Below are 16,452 nucleotides of genomic sequence, written 5' to 3' on the forward strand. Positions count from 1 at the left end.
ATTTCAGCCTAAAAGCGTTTGGCTTCCAAGTTTTCACAACTGATAAAGAAATCCGACCGACATCTGCGGAATGTGGGATCCAAAAGTCGTGAAGCCGCGCATAAGCAAAGGAAACAGCGGATAAAAAGCCACAGAATGCTGATGCCCATCATCTGCATAGCTGTAGCCTAAATTCGCGATTTATATGTGCCATTTACCGTCCCATCAGGAAGCATATAGCAGCGACAAAAATTAACCATTACCCGCTTTTGGAGCGCTCCAGGCGCGGAATTACTTCTAACCCTAAATCAGTATTTGTCATTGCTAAAACAGCGAAAGACTGTAGATTTAAAATTAAAGTATAGTCCGCTGCCGATCGCTCGCCAAATATATACGTAAGTACAGCCGTACTGCTAATTTTAACGTCCGAGTTTATTGGGAATCCCTTCGCAGCCGCCGGGAATAGTCTCTCTCGACTTCGAGCCGCACCAAGCGCAGCAGTAATAGCGCTGATCCTCCGACAGCCGCTTGACACCGGTGAAATCAACACGTTCCACTACAGCGCCAGTATGTTCGCCTGTTTGATAGTTGGGAAATTCGGTACGGCTGCGGGGGGATGCAGTTTGTGCCGAGCCGTAGAATAATGCGGCGGCTCTCATGTCAGCGCGAGCGAGATTGGCGTCGTACAAGACAGCGCGCGAGAGGTTGGCTTTCACTAAATCGCACTTGCTGAGATTGGCGCGGACGAGGTTGGCTTCGCTCAAATCCGTCCACCGCAAATCGGTGCCAGCCAGGTCAGCACCCGCTAACATGACATTGAGATCGATAACGCGGATACCGTGATCTCTATCTTCAGCGTAGCCACCGTCGCCGTCAAGGATGGGGCGGCCTAAAAGCCGATCGCGCTTCAGCGGAGTAACCAATCTCGACTGCGACAAAAACCGCAGAATTTTAGCTTTACCTTCAGCATCTACACTGCTCATAATCGCAGCGGTGCGGCCTTCTGCGATCGCCCTTTCCTGCGGCCAGTCTTCCAAAAACCCTTGTTCGTCAAGGGCTAAGTCGGAAACCCCTTGAAAATAAGCATCGATCGTTTGCTGCTGCGTAATTCGATTTTGCTGAATAGTCAAATCTTTCGAGATCACGTACTGCCGCCAAGCCACATAAACGCCCAAAATTGCGATCAAAATTTGGCCCAAAGCGCCGATCAACTCGCCGAGAGCGCCGATGGCGTCCCAGTTGATTTGGATGTTGCGGCTTCCCGGTTCAGTATTACTACCGCTGAGCATCAGCAAGCCAACAATCCCAGCTAAAAGACCAAAGCAAGCGACGATCAGCGTGCGCCAAGTTGGCGGAATTACCTGTACCCAGATTTTGCCCCAACTCGGCCACATTAGCCGCAGCGATATGCCGATCGCACCGACGGCGCCAATTAAGCCCAGCCAAATGTTGTCATTGGCCAGCCCAAAAATCATCGCTGCGATCAACCCCAGCGTCAGCACTGACCCCGACTTCTCAGTAGTCGTTTGTTCCGGCTGCTGCGACAAAAAAACCTTGCGAGTAGGAGGCGGCGGCACCGGTTTTTCCGGTTCAGCAGTAACGACGATTGTCCCTGATTCTGGTGGCACAGTAGGGCTCGCACCGTTCTGACTTTCTACAGTCACGTTAGACTCAGGGCGATTGGGTTGAGAAGAGTTGTTTTCTGGTGTCATGCGTTGAGGCAAATTCTAATTTTAGCCGGTCACTAAAACGATTTTAACTAACCAAGCAGGATTCTAGATAATATTACAATATAAATCTCCACTAATTACGCTCAAACAGGTAACATAATATGACACTGGTGCTGCCTAATCTGCAAGAAAAACAAAGGGGTCAAGTTGTTACAACAATCGCCGTCACGAATCGCATCGATCTAGTTATGGCTGAACGGGGATTTATTTTTGCTGAGGAAGTTCGCTCTGTTACCCTCGATAACGTTGTTGTCGATACTGGAGCAACTCTGCTTTCCTTGCCCGCTCCCATTATTAGCCAACTAGGTTTAAGACTCGTAGGAGAAAGAGATGTAGAAACATCGGCTGGCATCACAAAAAGTCGAATTTTTGCAGGAGCTCAAATTATTGTAGAGGGGAGAGAAGGCAGATTTGATTGTTGAGAATTGCCCGAAGGCGTTTCTGCTGTTTTGTTGGGCGTGATTCCAATGGAAGAACTAGGGTTAGAACCAGATTTTAAAAATCGACAGTTGCGAGTATTGCCGATGAACAATCAGCAAACATATCTGATGGGTTAGTTGAGATGCGTTTACCGTAGCACAAACCTCTCACCTGTGATTCCTATCATGTCCAGTCAATCGATTTTAGATTTTAGATTTTAGATTTTAGAATTGAAGGATTGAAGTATTGAAGTATTGAAGTATTGAAGTATCGATTTTAGATTTTAAATTTTAAATTTTAAATTTTAGAATTGAAGTATTTACCTACGGATAAATTCGGGGAGGGAAGTTTATCGGCTACAGGTTTTTTATTTCTCCACGGATGAATCCGGGGGCTTGTATCCTGGATGCTTTCGGTCAATTAGCCACAATCAAAAATGTTTGTATTTAGGACTAAAATTTTGATAAAAAATTGAGTAATAAATTCCTCATTACCAAGTAATTTTCTTTGTTTTTGATATAAGAGATATTATTAATATCGGTAAAAAAATGACAAAACAACATGGTTTTTGGGTAAATACAAGTGTTTTGCCCTACATCTAGCGAGCAGAATAAGCCTTGAGCAAATACACGCCTACCGTCGAAAAAATCAAAACAACTAACCCTAAAAGTAACTCGATACTAAACCTTTGAGCATTGCCCAAAGCGACAAGAATTTGCTGCCGCACCACAAACGCCAACAGCCAGCAAATCTCCGCCTTCAGCCAAACCAAAAGGCCTCGCGCCAACAGATATTGGCGGTGAGCGTTCTCAGAAGTAATCCGTACCGGATAATTAAAAGTATGCGGATAGCGCGATATTGCAGTTAAAACCGCAAAAATAATGGCAGCCACAGCCGGCACGATCCAAATCGTTACCTTGTCGCCCCAAGCATCAGCCAGCCCCCCCAAGCCGAAATGAATCGGAATTCGATCGGGCAAAACCGCCCAAAACTTGACGATGAGCAAAACAGCCAGCAAAAGCGCGATCGCACCTAAAAGCTCTACCGCCACTAAAACGGGCGAAAGTCCCAGAGAAATAATCGGCCGTTGGTTTGGTGCGTTTCCAGTCATGGCTACGTGAACTACCCACACTAAATCGAAACGATTATAGTGTGGGCTTCTAACATCACAGAGGAATGCCTCAGAACAGACTTGCGTCCCATCTTTGGTCTTACTTCCCCTCCGTTAGCAAAAACGGCTGCTCCATCCGTCTGTAATATCCTGATGCCTTCCGCTCTAATGTTTGTTGCGGCGTTACCATCACGGTCATGACGAGTACCGCAATTAGGACAAGTCCACTCCCTAACATCAAGCGGTAACTTATCAATCTGGTAATAGCAATTAGAGCAGAGCTTGGAGCTGGGGAACCAGCGGTCAGTCTCAACCAACTTGCCACCTTTTTTCTCTAGCTTGTAAGCTAGGAAATTGATAAAGATTCCCCATCCCACATCAGATATGGCTTTAGCTAAATTGTGATTGCGTACCATGCCTTTGACATTAAGATTCTCTACTACGACAACTTGGTTTTCATTGACGAGCTTTCGCGAAAGCTTATGTAGAAAATCCTGACGGGATTTAGTTACCCGTTCGTACACTTTAGCTACCGTCTTTTTAGCTTGGTTCCTTGAATTACTTCCTTTCTGTTTTTTAGCTAGCTTTTGTTGCTTGCGTTTGAGGTTTTTCTCGTGTTTGGCTAGATGCTTAGGGCGATCATACTTAGAGACTTTGCAGCCATTGCTCGTAATAGCAAAATGAGTCAATCCCAAGTCAATTCCAATTACTTTGCCGACCGTTGAAACAGTCGGATTGTCGCCTTCACTCTCCGTCAATATTGAGGCAAAGTATTTCCCAGAAGGATTTAAACTAACCGTAACGGTTTTGATTTTTCCTTCTATGTTCCTGTGCAACTTGGCTTTAACTTTGCCGACCTTGCCAGGAAACTGAACAAACCCATCAAGTACCTTGACATTTTGAGGATACTGAATCGATTGCTTATCATGCTTTGACTTGTAGCGCGGGAACCTAGCACGACCTGCAAAAAAGTTTTTATAGGCGGTTGTGAGGTGGAGCGTTGTTGCTTGCAAAACTTGGCTGTAACATTCAGACAACCAAAGTGTTTCTTCGGCTTTCTTGAGTTTTGGTAAAAAGGCATTGAGTGCTGACTGACCAAGGCTTTTACCCGTTTCTTTATAAGTCTCAATTGACTTATTTAGACCATAGTTCCACCACCATCTGGCACAGCCAAAGTGCTGAGACAGTAGAGCTTGTTGCTCTAATGTTGGATAAAGTCGAACCTTGATGGCAGTATGCAGCATCTCATTACCTCCTTACTGTATTATACACATTCCAGTAAAATATCTACAAAAATAAAGATTTGGAGATTTCCGTACCTACAATCTCCCTGCCTTTCATCCCGCCCCTAAACTGGGTACAGTTATAGCGGGGGACTTCCCAGCAAGGAGTTAAAATTAGATTAATATTGAAAATAATAGTATTGGTTCCAATTTCATTCCCCAACAGCTTTCGTTGGGGGTTTCCAAACATCCCGCGAGGTTCTATGACGGTTCAGGTCTTGATTGAAAAGAAAAAGTTAGAAAAACCGCCCCTAACAATACACACATTAGGCGATCGCGTCCTGCGGCAGCCAGCCAAGCGCGTCAAAAGCGTCGATGCAGAAATTCGGCAGCTAGTGCGAGAAATGCTGCAAACCATGTACAGTGCGGATGGTATCGGTTTGGCCGCCCCCCAAGTCGGAGTCCACAAACAAGTAATCGTCCTCGACTGCGACCCGGAAAACCCTGCCACACCCCCAATGGTTTTGATCAATCCCACCATCAAAAGTAGCAGCAGCGATATCTGCATCTTGCAAGAAGGGTGTTTGAGCATTCCGGGAGTTTATTTAGAAGTCAAACGCCCAGAAGTCATTGAAGTCTCCTACCGCGACGAATACGGCCGCCCACAAACCCTGATAGCAACAGACTTACTGTCGAGAGCAATTCAGCACGAAATGGATCACCTCAACGGAGTGCTGTTTGTAGACAGAGTTGAAAACAAGCTCGCACTGAATGAAGCATTAGTCAAGCAGAAATTTTCGCCAAAGGCAGTAAAATCAGTATGATGGCAGGAACTCCGAAAAGTGGTTTACTATTAGCTCTTTCGTGCATCACTGCGATCGCGGCAGTCGGCTCCATTTTTGAGCTGTCATCGGGAGAAGCTCAACTTGGCAATTTAGTCACGGGCATCATCCTCGCCCTGAGCGTACCGCTAACTGGCATATTTTTCTATGCAGCCGTTCAGGATGCCAGGGCAAATCTATAAGCAGAGTTATTAGTCATTAGTCATTAGTCAGCAGTTATTAGTAATTAGTTATTAGTCATTAGTCAGCAGCTAACAACCAATAACTGTGGAATAAAGACTGCTCAAAAATAACATCAGCTAACAGCTCGCGAACTCATGACCAATGACTAATGACTAAGCTGTTGGGCATCTAAATTGTATTTTTTGGGCGGGCTTTCTGGCCCAACCCCTACTCCCCACAAGACTTTTATTAAATTTGACTATACAATTTAAATGCACTTGGGCTTAATGACTAATGACTCATAACTCATGACTAATGAAATCGGATTTCTGCGACAAGTGCCAGCAAAAGACGCTGTGGGAACCCCAGTATCCAATTACCAACTTTCTGAAGAAGGGGAATTGGTTATCGGACGCGATCGCAATTGTCAAATAACTTTAGAGTCGATCGCCCACGGCATGGTTTCCCGTCGCCACGCCATGATCCGTCCCCTAACCCAGGGTACTTTGACGAGATGGGAAATTTGCGACCTCAACAGCGCTAACGGAACTTATATCAACGGAAAAAAGCTCTCTGGCTGCCAAACTTTAGAAACAGGCGATCGCATCAGTCTCGGTCTTGACGGCCCTGAATTTATATTTGAATCTCCCGTCACCCCTTACCAAAATCAACCCGGATTAAGCTCACCACAAACGGGCAATTTTGCTGGTATCGAAAAAGACGCTCTCACTTTAACTCAATTATTCCCGATCGCCTCCACGGGCAAACAATTAAGCCAAAAAGCTTACTTATATCCAGGTATCGCCACAGTTATTGTTGTCGTTTCGATGTTTGTCGCCGTTGGCAATTCCGCAGCATTCAACTTGCTGCTGTCAGCTTACCTCGCCGGTGCGGCTTACTACTTTATCTATCAACTGTGTGGCAAACACAAGCCTTGGTGGGTATTGCTTGGTTCGGCTTTAGCTACAGTCCTGATTGTGATCAGCCCCTTATTAATTGGATTTATATTAGTATTTAGAGAAATTTTGCCCGGCCGTCTGCCAATCGAAGGCGAAACAATCAGTTTTTTGCCTTTTTTGACCAGAATGTTTTTCGGGGCGGGTCTAATGGAAGAATTGCTGAAAGCCCTGCCCGTTTTGGGAGCAATGTTGCTGGGAAATTGGCTGAAAAATCCGTGGCGCGATCGCATCGGTGTTTGGGAACCTTTAGACGGAATTCTGTTAGGAAGTGCCTCAGCAGTCGGCTTTACACTGTTAGAAACTCTGGGACAGTACGTTCCCAATGTCATCCAAAATGTCACTCTGCAAGCAGGGCCCGACGCCGGACAATTAGTAGGATTGCAGTTGCTAATTCCCCGGATTTTGGGTTCCGCCGCCGGACATATGGCTTACAGCGGCTATTTGGGATATTTTATCGGTTTGAGCGCCCTCAAACCCAGGAAGCGGTGGCAAATTTTGGGCGTAGGTTATTTCAGTGCTTCGGCACTTCACGCTTTGTGGAATGCGTCGGGAGCAGCCAGCGTACTTTTGCTGGCGTTGGTGGGAGTTTTGTCCTATGCGTTTTTGGTAGCTGCGATTTTGAAAGCCAGAGCTCTGTCTCCGAATCGAGAGCAAAATTTTGCCACGAGAATATTTTCTGAAAAGTGACTGCTGACTGGTTAATTGTTGAGGTGCGATCGCACTTCAAACTGCCATTTTTTTCTTGTGTTTTAACCAGCTTAAACCTGCCAATGCTAAAGCTGTCCCCCCAGCAGTGAGAGGTTCGGGAACAGGTTCGGGTTCGGTATTCACTAAAGTGTAAGAAACCTCGGCATTGGGGGAGATATATCTAGAGTATATAACATAGCTGTCGGTGACGATCGATCCATCGTCTATATATGATTGATAGTTCACCTGTCTGTGTACTACCTCCCTACTCCACGAGCCAGAGGTAACTCCGATAGACCAATATGCCCTGCCCTCAACCCTCAAGAAAAAAGGCCCTCCTGGTTCGTCTGGAGGACTGATATAGTCTCTTATCGCACCGTCGCCGCCGCTGGCTTGCACTCCGAGAAACTGCCCTTCACGAAATACAGCTCGAACCCCTGCCAAATTATCATATTCTTTTGTGCTTCCCAACTCGGGAAAAGTAAAACCGTACATTCTTCCCTCGGAAACTGTCCCCTCGGAAATTCCTTCAATGTCTATTCCTGTAAGCAAGGAGTTATCCACCTTTAAAAAACCGCTACCTTGACCGTCAAAATTGATATTGTAGGTGAGTACGGCGGCTTGTGCTTTGTCTACTCCTGCTAATGACACCGCTGAAAACAAACTTAAAATTGTGCTAGCGATCGCACTTCCTAATCTGGGCCTTAGTTTTTGACTCATTGTTTTTTATATTAAGCTTTACGTAAGTGTAATTTATGGTAGTGAGCGATCGCCCGTAATTATCCCCATTCTTAAAGTAAATTTTTTTGAATTCAAAGATTGCGGAATGTAAATAACCGAACTAATACGGATGCGTCATCTGTTGTATTTGTATAATTTCTGACTTTCACTATTACTTTTGAACACAAACCAGAAAAATGTTTGATCGTAATCGCCAAATATTCCGACGGGTTTGTGTTGTTGTTGCTATGCTGCCGACGATCGTCCCGATACATATACACACTTAATAAAATTTGTCAATACGCAATTTCCAGATATTTTACCCCAGTATTCTCTCCTTGTGTATGATTCGCTTCTGCTTAATTGCCCGATGCGATAATCGCAACTGAACTTAGAAATTCTTCACAAATAGTTTGACTGTGGTACTATCTGGATGGCTGTGAGTAGCTGAGGGAAGCCAAGGGGCTTGATTCCTGTGGTGGTGGAGGAGAATCCAGGAGTGCTAGATAGGATGTCATTGGGATACGCAAACGTTTTCGGCCAGCGAAGTCAACCTGAACCCCTCCGCATTGGGGTGATTGGGGTTGGCAATATGGGCCAGCATCACACGCGAGTTCTGAGCTTGCTAAAAGATATCGAACTCGTCGGTGTTGCCGACATAAATGTAGAGCGGGGAATAGATGTAGCAAGCAAATACCGGGTTCGCTTCTTTGAAGACTACCGAGATTTGCTCGCCCACGTAGATGCAGTTTGCGTCGCCGTTCCAACTCGCCTGCATCACCCTGTGGGGATGTCTTGTCTCCAAGCGGGTGTTCACGTTTTAATTGAAAAGCCGATCGCGGCTAGCATTGCCGAAGCCGAATCTTTGGTCAACGCGGCTGCTGAGGCCCACCGGATTTTACAAGTGGGTCACATCGAGCGCTTCAATCCAGCTTTTCAGGAACTCGGCAAAGTGCTGAAAACTGAAGAGTTACTGGCATTGGAAGCTCACCGGATGAGTCCCTATTCCCAGCGGGCTAACGACGTATCGGTAGTTTTGGATTTAATGATCCACGACATCGACTTGCTCCTGGAATTGGCAGATTCCCAAGTAGTGAAGCTGACGGCCAGCGGCAGCAGGGCATCAGATTCAGGTTATTTAGACTACGTGACAGCGACGTTGAACTTTGCTAACGGCATTGTCGCCACCCTGACTGCCAGTAAGGTGACGCACCGCAAACTCCGTTCAATCGTGGCTCACTGCAAAAATTCTCTGACAGAGGCAGATTTTCTCAACAACGAAATCTTGATTCACCGGCAAACAACCGCCAATTATGTGACGGATTACGGTCAGGTGCTTTACCGTCAAGATGGGTTGATCGAGAAAGTTTACACCAGCAATATTGAACCGCTCCACGCAGAATTGGAGCATTTTATTAATTGCGTGCGGGGTGGAAATCAGCCTTCTGTGGGAGGAGAACAAGCTCTCAAAGCTCTGCGGCTTGCCAGTTCGATCGAGCAAATGGCTCTCGACGGTCAAGCTTGGTATCCGAAAGAGCTAGAGTCTACTTTGCAAGTTAGCTAAATCGAGACAAATCTTGTCGTTTCCGGGTGCTTTTACAGTTTGGGTTTGTTGTTTGTTGAAGAGAATAACTGTTCCCATGCAACCGGATTCGATGTCAGCCGATTTGACATTTGAGACGGGGGCGCGAGCATTTCGGCGAGCGCGAGCATCGAGCCGCGCTCACTCGATTCGCGCGAGCGTCGAAGGATTTTAGACTTTAGATTGACTCTGCAGATGAATCTGGGGGCTTGAACTAAGGTTTAAATTTTTTTGCTCTCCACAACACGAGTCGGGGGCAATTGTCCGTCTTGAGGTGAGGTTAGGATTTATCAGAAAATTCGGTTGAAAACCCTGTCCTTGTAGGACGGCTTTTTTCCATTGTTAAGTAAAATAACAAATCCATCTTAACAAATGAAGATGGTAGAATAACCAAATCAGACAAGATGTAAAAACCTACCCCCGGACTGGGGGAAAGTCTACGCCCAAAACATTTTTGAGGAGATATGACTACGCACTCTTTTGTGCCCAGAGTAGTCAGCCTGGGAACCCTAGCTATAGGGATATTAAGACTGAAATGTCTTAAGAATCCCCGTGCCTTAAGGCCGGAGAGTGTCAAGCCAAAAAAGAGCGGCTATTTGACGACTGATGGTTTTGCTAACTAGCTGATTTCCTTGAGGGCTCAGGTGAATGCTGTCTCGATACAAAGTGGGAAATTCGGCCGCACAATTGAAAATGGGAAGAAAATCTATGTAAGTAATTTTCTCTGTTTCTACGAGTTCGGCGAGACGCGCTCTAGCTTTGACTTCCCAGTCGCGAGGGCCCGGGCAGCCGAGTTCGCCCCGCTTGGGCGTGACGGCTAGCAAAAACTCAATGTTGGCGGATACAGCTATTTTCTGGATTTGGCGAATAGCCTCTAAGTTGCAGCCTACTACATCGCCGCTTGTGGCTCCTGGTGCTGCCAATTGGGGAGTCGGCACTGCAGGTAGCAGATAGCGGCTCAATAACTCTAGGGTAGCCGATCGGGGTTTGCGATCCGGGTAAGAGCGATCGCGCCCCACAACCAGATCGCAAGGAGCCGATGCAAACAAATCGTCCGTATTGAGCAGCAAAACCAAAGCCTTTGCCCCAAAAACACCGAACCGCTTGGCGTAAGCAAGTTGATTCCTCGGCCCCCAAGAATTGGCTGAGGCGTTGAGAACTTCAAAATTTAAATAGTTGACTTGTGAACCTAATTGTGCATCGCTCGCCAGATGCTGTACTTGCAGTCTCAAATTCCGAGCCATAATTTCCGAGATCGTATCTGTCTGATGTGTCCACCAACCGCCGTTGGCGACAGAATCTCCCAACAGCAAGACGCGCAGAGTTTCTGGAGGGGCGATCGGGGCGATCGCTCCAGTACGCATCGAATACTCGTTAATCTCAATCCGGTTGCCCAAGCGACGCACCTTCTGGTTGGGCGCCAACAAATAGCCGCACTCGGCATCGGCAATATAAATCAAGGGATTACCAAAACCCAGCAGCACCCGCAGCAGCACTTCGATTGCCGCCCCCAATCCGGAGGTGACAGCCAAAATTATGAGAACAACTTTCACCACTTAACCTCGATAGAGAAGGAAAAACCCCTGCCGACACCAAGGTATAAAAAAGAATGCAACTGCAGTCAAGCTTTCAACCCCGATTGTAGTCAGCAGATTTTAGATTAAAGATTAAAGATTAAAGCATTGACCGAAAGCATCCAGGATACAAGCCCCCGGATTCATTCCGAAAGCAGACTCAGGACCCAGAAATAAAAAACCTGTATCCGATAAACAAGGGCCCGAATTTATCTCGCGCAAGTCAATGCTTCAATTCTTTAATCTAAAATCTAAAATCTAAAATCTAAAATCGATTGACTCCTGTCTACAAGCAAGTATCCGTCTTTGAGTGAGGTGAGGTCGCCTTTGTAAAATCTAAAATCTAAAATCTAAAATCTAAACTGTTATGGCTGCGGGCTTTGAGCAACTTGGCGACCCGATTAAGTCAACCGAATCGCCCCCGTCGATATAGAATTCTAGAATATACCGTCAAAATCCGCCGTCAGCCGTCAGTGAACTTGGTGGTTTCAGGAAAATCCGTGGACTTAAAACAAATATTCAAAACGCCGAATCCCATAATCGGTGTCGTACATTTACAGCCTTTGCCAACTTCTCCCCGCTGGGGCGGAAACCTCAAAGCTATTATCGGAAGAGCCGAGCAAGAGGCTACAGCGCTGGCTTCTGGTGGCGCAAACGGTATCATTGTCGAGAACTTTTTCGACGCTCCTTTTGCCAAAGACAGCGTAGATCCGGCTGTGGTAAGTGCCATGACTCTGGTAGTTGAGAGGCTAACAAATCTCGTGACGCTGCCGATCGGCGTTAACGTGCTGCGAAACGACGCCCACAGCGCGATCGCCATCGCCTCCTGCACAGGAGCTCAATTCATCCGCGTCAACGTCCTCAACGGCATTATGGCTACAGACCAAGGCTTAATTGAAGGCCAAGCTCACCAGCTACTGCGCTACCGCCGGGAATTGGGCAGCGATGTCAAAATATTAGCAGACGTGTTAGTCAAGCACGGGCGACCCCTAGGCAGCCCCAACTTGACCACAGCCGTCCAAGAGACGATCGGGCGCGCTTTAGCCGACGCCGTAATCCTTTCCGGCTGGACAACTGGTAGCCCTCCCAATCTCGAAGACTTAGAACTCGCGAGTGCTGCTGCTGCTGGAATTCCAGTTTTCATCGGCAGCGGCGCCTCGTGGGAAAACATTTCCACCCTCATGCAGGCCGCTGACGGCGTAATCGTATCGAGTTCCCTGAAACGAAACGGCCGCATCGAGCAGCCCATCGATCCGATCCGCGTCAGTCAGTTTGTAGAAGCTGCCCGTCGCAGCTTGTCACAGAAAGAGCCCGAACAGGAAAATAGAGATGCTAATGGCTCAAGAGGGCCCACACCGGAACCGGGCAAAGTCACAAGTAAAACGTAAAATAGGAATTGTTGACTGTTGGCAGTAGTCATCAGTCATCAGTCATCAGTCATCAGTCAACAATTCCCAATTCCCAAATTACCAAATCAAAAAATGATTCGCCGACGTTCAACCCCTTGGATTCATCGCTGGTCTCGGACTGTGATGGCAGCGATCGCAGCCATAGGCGTCGTAGAAACGGCCTATCTCACGATCGCTAAATTCACCAATGGCTCGGTCATTTGTCCCACCAGCGGCTGCGACAAAGTTCTTAACAGTCCCTACGCCACAGTCTTTGGTACAGTGCCTTTAAGTTTGTTAGGCTGTCTGGCTTACCTGAGCATAGCAATCCTGGCATTGGCTCCCAAAGCTGTAAATCCCGCCACCAAGAAAGGACTGCACTCTCAACTAGAAAACAAAACTTGGCAAGCGCTATTTATCATCACCGCTGCGATGGTAATTTTCAGCAGCTATTTGATGTATTTGATGGCTTTTGAAATTCAGGAACTGTGCATTTACTGCGTCACTTCTGCCTTATTTGCGCTGTCGCTGTTTGTACTGGTGCTAGTCGGGCGCGAGTGGGAAGATATCGGGCAGTTGGTGTTTACAGGCATTTTGGTGGCAATGGTGAGTTCGATCGGCGCCTTGGGACTTTATAACAGCGTCAAATCACCTCCTCCTATTGTCTCTACCCCCGGACTTGCACCCCCTGCCGTCACTACCACCTCCGGCCCGGCCGAAATGGCTTTGGCCCGCCACCTCCGACAAATCGGCGCTAAAGAGTACGGCGCTTACTGGTGTCCCCACTGCCACGACCAAAAAATGCTGTTCGGCAAAGAAGCAGCCAAAATAATTGATTATTTTGAATGCGATCCCAGGGGGCAAAATTCCCGCGCCCAAATTTGCCAAGCGGCGGCTGCGAATGTTAAAGGTTTCCCGACTTGGGAGATTAATGGTCAGTTTTATGCAGGGACACAATCTTTGGATAAACTCGCTGATTTATCGGGTTACACCGGCCCCCGCACCTTTCAAAACTAACAGGAAAGTTGGAGATTATAGATGACAGATTTTAGATTGATTGGCAGGAAATATCCTGGTTTTTAACTTAGTTTATCGTTGGCTCCTGCGGCGAAATTAATCTAAAATCTCGCATCTATAATCAATAAAAAAATAGTAAAAATTAGTTACAACGAAAAACTTTAAAACAATTTGTGGCTCTCTAAGCTGTTCGGCATTTAAAGGGCTTGCGTAAGGTGCGTCAGCATCTAAGGTTTTCGGTTTCAGCGTAAGGGTTATAGCTGACGCACCCTACTAGCCTCGTTACTGGTTTAAATGCTCCACAGCTTAGTATTTAGAGCAGCGAATAAATACTAGAACTTTTACACAAAAACGCCAGAAACCGGGTTTCTGCTTCCAGAATGATTGTTGAAATGACATATTTTGGTGGCGAAACCCGGTTTCTGCTGTTGCAGCCCGATCGCACCGAAAAACTAAAAAATTGGATAATCTAAAATCTAAAATCGACTCGCTCGCACCGAAAAACCAAAAAATTGGATAATCTAAAATTTAAAATCTAAAATCTAAAATCGACTCGCTCGCACCGAAAAACCAAAAAATTGGATAATCTAAAATCTAAAATCTAAAATCGACTCGCCCCGGAGATGTAAAACCTATACGTAGTAGTAGTTTAGATGCTCACAGGGCGAAGCCCAAATCCCCAAAATATGCTAGAAACTATCAAAAAATGGGTCGATCGAGAACGCCGAGTATTGATTACTGCGAGTGCCGTTGCTAGTACGGTCATTTTAATGCGCTGGTTCGGATGTTTTCAGGTGTGGGAATGGGCTGCTTTCGACCAATTTGTGCGCTGGCGGCCGGCCGAACCCATTGACTCGCGCATCGTCATTGTAGAAATTAAGGAAGCTGACTTGCAAAAATACGGCTACCCAATTTCGGATGCTGTCTTGGCCCAATTGCTGCAAAAATTGCACGCTGGCAAGCCGCGGGCGATCGGCCTCGACATTTACCGAGATTTGCCAACTCAACCGGGTAACGCCGAATTGCTCAAAACTTTTAAAACTATTCCCAACTTAATCGGCATTGAATTGATGCCAGACGAAACCAGGTTGGGAGTTCGCCCACCTCCGGTACTTGAGGCGCTAGATCGAATTGGTTTCAACAACGTTGTCATCGACGCTGACTCAAAAGTGCGGCGAACTTTGCTCTACGCTTGGCCCGGAGACGGCAAAACTCATCAAAGTTTCGCACTCAGACTGGCTTTGCTTTACCTCAAAAGCGAAGGGATTTCGCCTCAACCAGCAAGAGTCAATCCTACATACTTGCAGTTAGGCAAGGGGGTTTTTCGGCCTTTTCAACCGAATGACGGTGCTTACGTTCGATCGGACAGCCGTGGCTATCAAATTTTGACCAACCTGCGCGGCCCACGAGGCAGTTTTCGCACTGCATCGATGAGCGATGTGTTATCTGGCACCGTACCTGCTGATTTTGTACGATCGCGCATTGTCTTGATCGGCTCAAATGCCCCCAGCCTCAAAGACTTTTACCAAAATTCTTACAGTTCCGGTTGGTTTAGTCCTCCCCAACAAATACCGGGAGTCGAGCTTCAGGCTCATTTCTTGAGCCAAATTTTGAGTGCAGCCATCGACGGGCGCGGGGGTATCAATGTCTGGCCAGAGGCTGCGGAGTTGCTGTGGATTTTGCTGTGGTCTTGGGCGGGAGCAAATGTGAGTTGGAATTTGCGATCGCTTGGTCGATCGGCTTACTGTTTATTAAGTATCTGTCTAGGTCTGAGTGCCAGTTTATACTTGGTATTTTTAGCCGGTTGGTGGCTACCGTTAATTCCTCCAATCGTCAGTCTTGTGGGTTCTGGTGCTGCTGTTGTGGGTTATCTGGCTCACTTGCAAGAAGAATTAAAACGGTCTAAAGAATTTTTACAATCGCTAATCGATACAATTCCCGACCCAATTTTTGTCAAAGATAGAAATCACCGCTGCGTAGTTTTGAATCAGGCATATTGTCGGTTTATTGGCTATCCTTTAGAAATTTTAACTTGCCGAACCGATTACGATTTATTTCCCCAAGCCGAAGCCGAGATATTTTGGCAGGAAAACGAATTAGTATTTCAAACTCACCAGCCGCGAGAAAATGAAGAATATTTTACTGACGCTCACGGAATTACGCATCTAATTGCGACTAAAAGATCCCTGCATAAAGATGCTGCAGGCAACCTATTTTTAGTCGGAGCAATCAGAGATATTACCGAGCGCCAACTTCGGCAAAATGCCCTAGAACAAAAAAATGCTGAGCTCAGCCACCAAGCTTATCACGATGCTCTTACCGGTTTGCCCAACCGCCAAATGTTCTACGAATGCTTGCATCAGTCTCTAGAAATAGCCTCCAGCAATCAGGAATTGGTAGCTTTACTGTTTTTAGATTTAGATGGATTTAAGTCAATCAACGACACTCTCGGACACAATGTGGGCGATTTACTCTTAAAAAAAGTTGCCAGTCGGCTCAAAAAATGCTTGCGCGGCAGCGATACAATCTCGCGGTTGGGCGGCGACGAGTTCACAGTCATTTTGCCCGTAATTCCCGGCCGTGAGGAAGCTGCGAAAGTAGCTGAAAAAATTTGCGACGCCATTATGCAGCCTTTTATGTTAGAAGAACATACAGTTTCTGTAACTACAAGTATTGGCATTAGTTTATATCCCATTGACGGTCAAGAGCCAGAGATTTTAGTTAAGAATGCCGATGTTGCGATGTATCGTGCTAAGGAACGCGGGAAAAATCAATATCACTTTTATTAATTAAGACCAGTTAAAAACATAATACAACTGTAGGTAAATTCCCCACCCCGATATTGATAAGTCATTTATAATTATTCAATTTTTTTATCTAAAATCTCAATTACTTCAGACAAAATTTGAGCAATTTTAGGTCTCAAACCTTAATTGGGCAGTGAGGGAGATACAGCATATTCGGTGGTTCGTGAAGTACACTAGACCTCTTGCAAAATAATTTTATGATATAATGAAAAGTTTTGCTGAAAGTTGATTGAATCCCAACTCTTAACTTA

Annotated in this window: 12 protein-coding genes and 1 pseudogene; 8 read left to right on the top strand and 5 right to left on the bottom strand. The window is 46.3% G+C overall.

Annotation, left to right across the window (positions count from 1 at the left end):
- Positions 1-398: 398 nt before the first annotated feature.
- Positions 399-1,691 (bottom strand): pentapeptide repeat-containing protein, encoded by a 1,293-nt coding sequence (locus QT973_RS25900; protein WP_333057454.1) that lies wholly within the window; start codon positions 1,689-1,691, stop codon positions 399-401.
- Between the two features lie 119 nt (positions 1,692-1,810).
- On the opposite strand from QT973_RS25900, the pseudogene QT973_RS25905 reads away from it, so the two are divergent.
- Positions 1,811-2,266 (top strand): annotated as a pseudogene (locus QT973_RS25905) (aspartyl protease).
- A 461-nt stretch (positions 2,267-2,727) separates the two neighbouring features.
- On the opposite strand, the gene QT973_RS25910 reads toward QT973_RS25905, so the two are convergent.
- Both QT973_RS25910 and QT973_RS25915 read right to left on the bottom strand, forming a co-directional pair.
- Positions 2,728-3,240, bottom strand: a complete 513-nt coding sequence (locus QT973_RS25910) for a DUF1648 domain-containing protein (RefSeq protein ID WP_333057456.1) — start codon at positions 3,238-3,240, stop codon at positions 2,728-2,730.
- A gap of 20 nt (positions 3,241-3,260) precedes the next feature.
- The gene (locus QT973_RS25915; protein ID WP_333057457.1) at positions 3,261-4,484 is read right to left on the bottom strand and encodes an RNA-guided endonuclease TnpB family protein; all 1,224 of its coding nucleotides are present in this window, start codon (positions 4,482-4,484) and stop codon (positions 3,261-3,263) included.
- A gap of 242 nt (positions 4,485-4,726) precedes the next feature.
- Here QT973_RS25915 and def point away from each other — a divergent pair, with 242 nt between their 5' ends.
- The 3 genes from def (at position 4,727) to QT973_RS25930 (ending at position 7,113) form a co-directional block, all read left to right on the top strand.
- Complete coding sequence (def, locus tag QT973_RS25920) at positions 4,727-5,287, top strand: peptide deformylase (RefSeq protein WP_333264194.1); 561 nt, start codon at positions 4,727-4,729, stop codon at positions 5,285-5,287.
- Positions 5,287-5,487, top strand: a complete 201-nt coding sequence (locus QT973_RS25925) for a hypothetical protein (protein ID WP_199292547.1) — start codon at positions 5,287-5,289, stop codon at positions 5,485-5,487. Before def ends, QT973_RS25925 begins: the two co-directional genes overlap by 1 nt.
- A gap of 288 nt (positions 5,488-5,775) precedes the next feature.
- Positions 5,776-7,113, top strand: a complete 1,338-nt coding sequence (locus QT973_RS25930) for a PrsW family glutamic-type intramembrane protease (protein WP_333392501.1) — start codon at positions 5,776-5,778, stop codon at positions 7,111-7,113.
- 36 nt (positions 7,114-7,149) lie between these two features.
- Here QT973_RS25930 and QT973_RS25935 read toward each other — a convergent pair whose 3' ends face one another.
- Positions 7,150-7,833, bottom strand: a complete 684-nt coding sequence (locus QT973_RS25935; RefSeq protein ID WP_333264200.1) for a PEP-CTERM sorting domain-containing protein — start codon at positions 7,831-7,833, stop codon at positions 7,150-7,152.
- A gap of 511 nt (positions 7,834-8,344) precedes the next feature.
- On the opposite strand from QT973_RS25935, the gene QT973_RS25940 reads away from it, so the two are divergent.
- Positions 8,345-9,397: a Gfo/Idh/MocA family oxidoreductase gene (locus QT973_RS25940; RefSeq protein WP_333057462.1), complete on the top strand. Its 1,053-nt coding sequence runs from the start codon at positions 8,345-8,347 to the stop codon at positions 9,395-9,397.
- Between the two features lie 575 nt (positions 9,398-9,972).
- On the opposite strand, the gene QT973_RS25945 is transcribed toward QT973_RS25940, so the two are convergent.
- Positions 9,973-10,968 (bottom strand): GDSL-type esterase/lipase family protein, encoded by a 996-nt coding sequence (locus QT973_RS25945; protein ID WP_333057463.1) that lies wholly within the window; start codon positions 10,966-10,968, stop codon positions 9,973-9,975.
- 521 nt (positions 10,969-11,489) lie between these two features.
- On the opposite strand from QT973_RS25945, the gene btpA reads away from it, so the two are divergent.
- From btpA to QT973_RS25960, 3 genes are all read left to right on the top strand, one after another.
- Positions 11,490-12,377, top strand: a complete 888-nt coding sequence (gene btpA / locus QT973_RS25950) for a photosystem I biogenesis protein BtpA (protein ID WP_333057464.1) — start codon at positions 11,490-11,492, stop codon at positions 12,375-12,377.
- A 93-nt stretch (positions 12,378-12,470) separates the two neighbouring features.
- The gene (locus QT973_RS25955; protein ID WP_333057495.1) at positions 12,471-13,394 is read left to right on the top strand and encodes a vitamin K epoxide reductase family protein; all 924 of its coding nucleotides are present in this window, start codon (positions 12,471-12,473) and stop codon (positions 13,392-13,394) included.
- A gap of 653 nt (positions 13,395-14,047) precedes the next feature.
- Complete coding sequence (locus tag QT973_RS25960) at positions 14,048-16,183, top strand: CHASE2 domain-containing protein (RefSeq protein WP_333234156.1); 2,136 nt, start codon at positions 14,048-14,050, stop codon at positions 16,181-16,183.
- Positions 16,184-16,452 lie beyond the last annotated feature (269 nt).

Source organism: Microcoleus sp. Z1_A1, assembly GCF_036700305.1.
In the GTDB taxonomy this organism is placed as follows: domain Bacteria; phylum Cyanobacteriota; class Cyanobacteriia; order Cyanobacteriales; family Microcoleaceae; genus Microcoleus.

Bases quoted from the DNA above. Each gene is read 5' to 3' on its own strand.
- QT973_RS25960 (WP_333234156.1), top strand. From the start codon at position 14,048: ATGCTCACAGGGCGAAGCCCAAATCCCCAAAATATGCTAGAAACTATC.
- QT973_RS25935 (WP_333264200.1), bottom strand. From the start codon at position 7,833: ATGAGTCAAAAACTAAGGCCCAGATTAGGAAGTGCGATCGCTAGCACA.
- def (WP_333264194.1), top strand. From the start codon at position 4,727: ATGACGGTTCAGGTCTTGATTGAAAAGAAAAAGTTAGAAAAACCGCCC.
- QT973_RS25940 (WP_333057462.1), top strand. From the start codon at position 8,345: ATGTCATTGGGATACGCAAACGTTTTCGGCCAGCGAAGTCAACCTGAA.
- QT973_RS25955 (WP_333057495.1), top strand. From the start codon at position 12,471: ATGATTCGCCGACGTTCAACCCCTTGGATTCATCGCTGGTCTCGGACT.
- QT973_RS25910 (WP_333057456.1), bottom strand. From the start codon at position 3,240: ATGACTGGAAACGCACCAAACCAACGGCCGATTATTTCTCTGGGACTT.
- QT973_RS25915 (WP_333057457.1), bottom strand. From the start codon at position 4,484: ATGCTGCATACTGCCATCAAGGTTCGACTTTATCCAACATTAGAGCAA.
- QT973_RS25900 (WP_333057454.1), bottom strand. From the start codon at position 1,691: ATGACACCAGAAAACAACTCTTCTCAACCCAATCGCCCTGAGTCTAAC.
- QT973_RS25925 (WP_199292547.1), top strand. From the start codon at position 5,287: ATGGCAGGAACTCCGAAAAGTGGTTTACTATTAGCTCTTTCGTGCATC.
- QT973_RS25930 (WP_333392501.1), top strand. From the start codon at position 5,776: ATGACTAATGAAATCGGATTTCTGCGACAAGTGCCAGCAAAAGACGCT.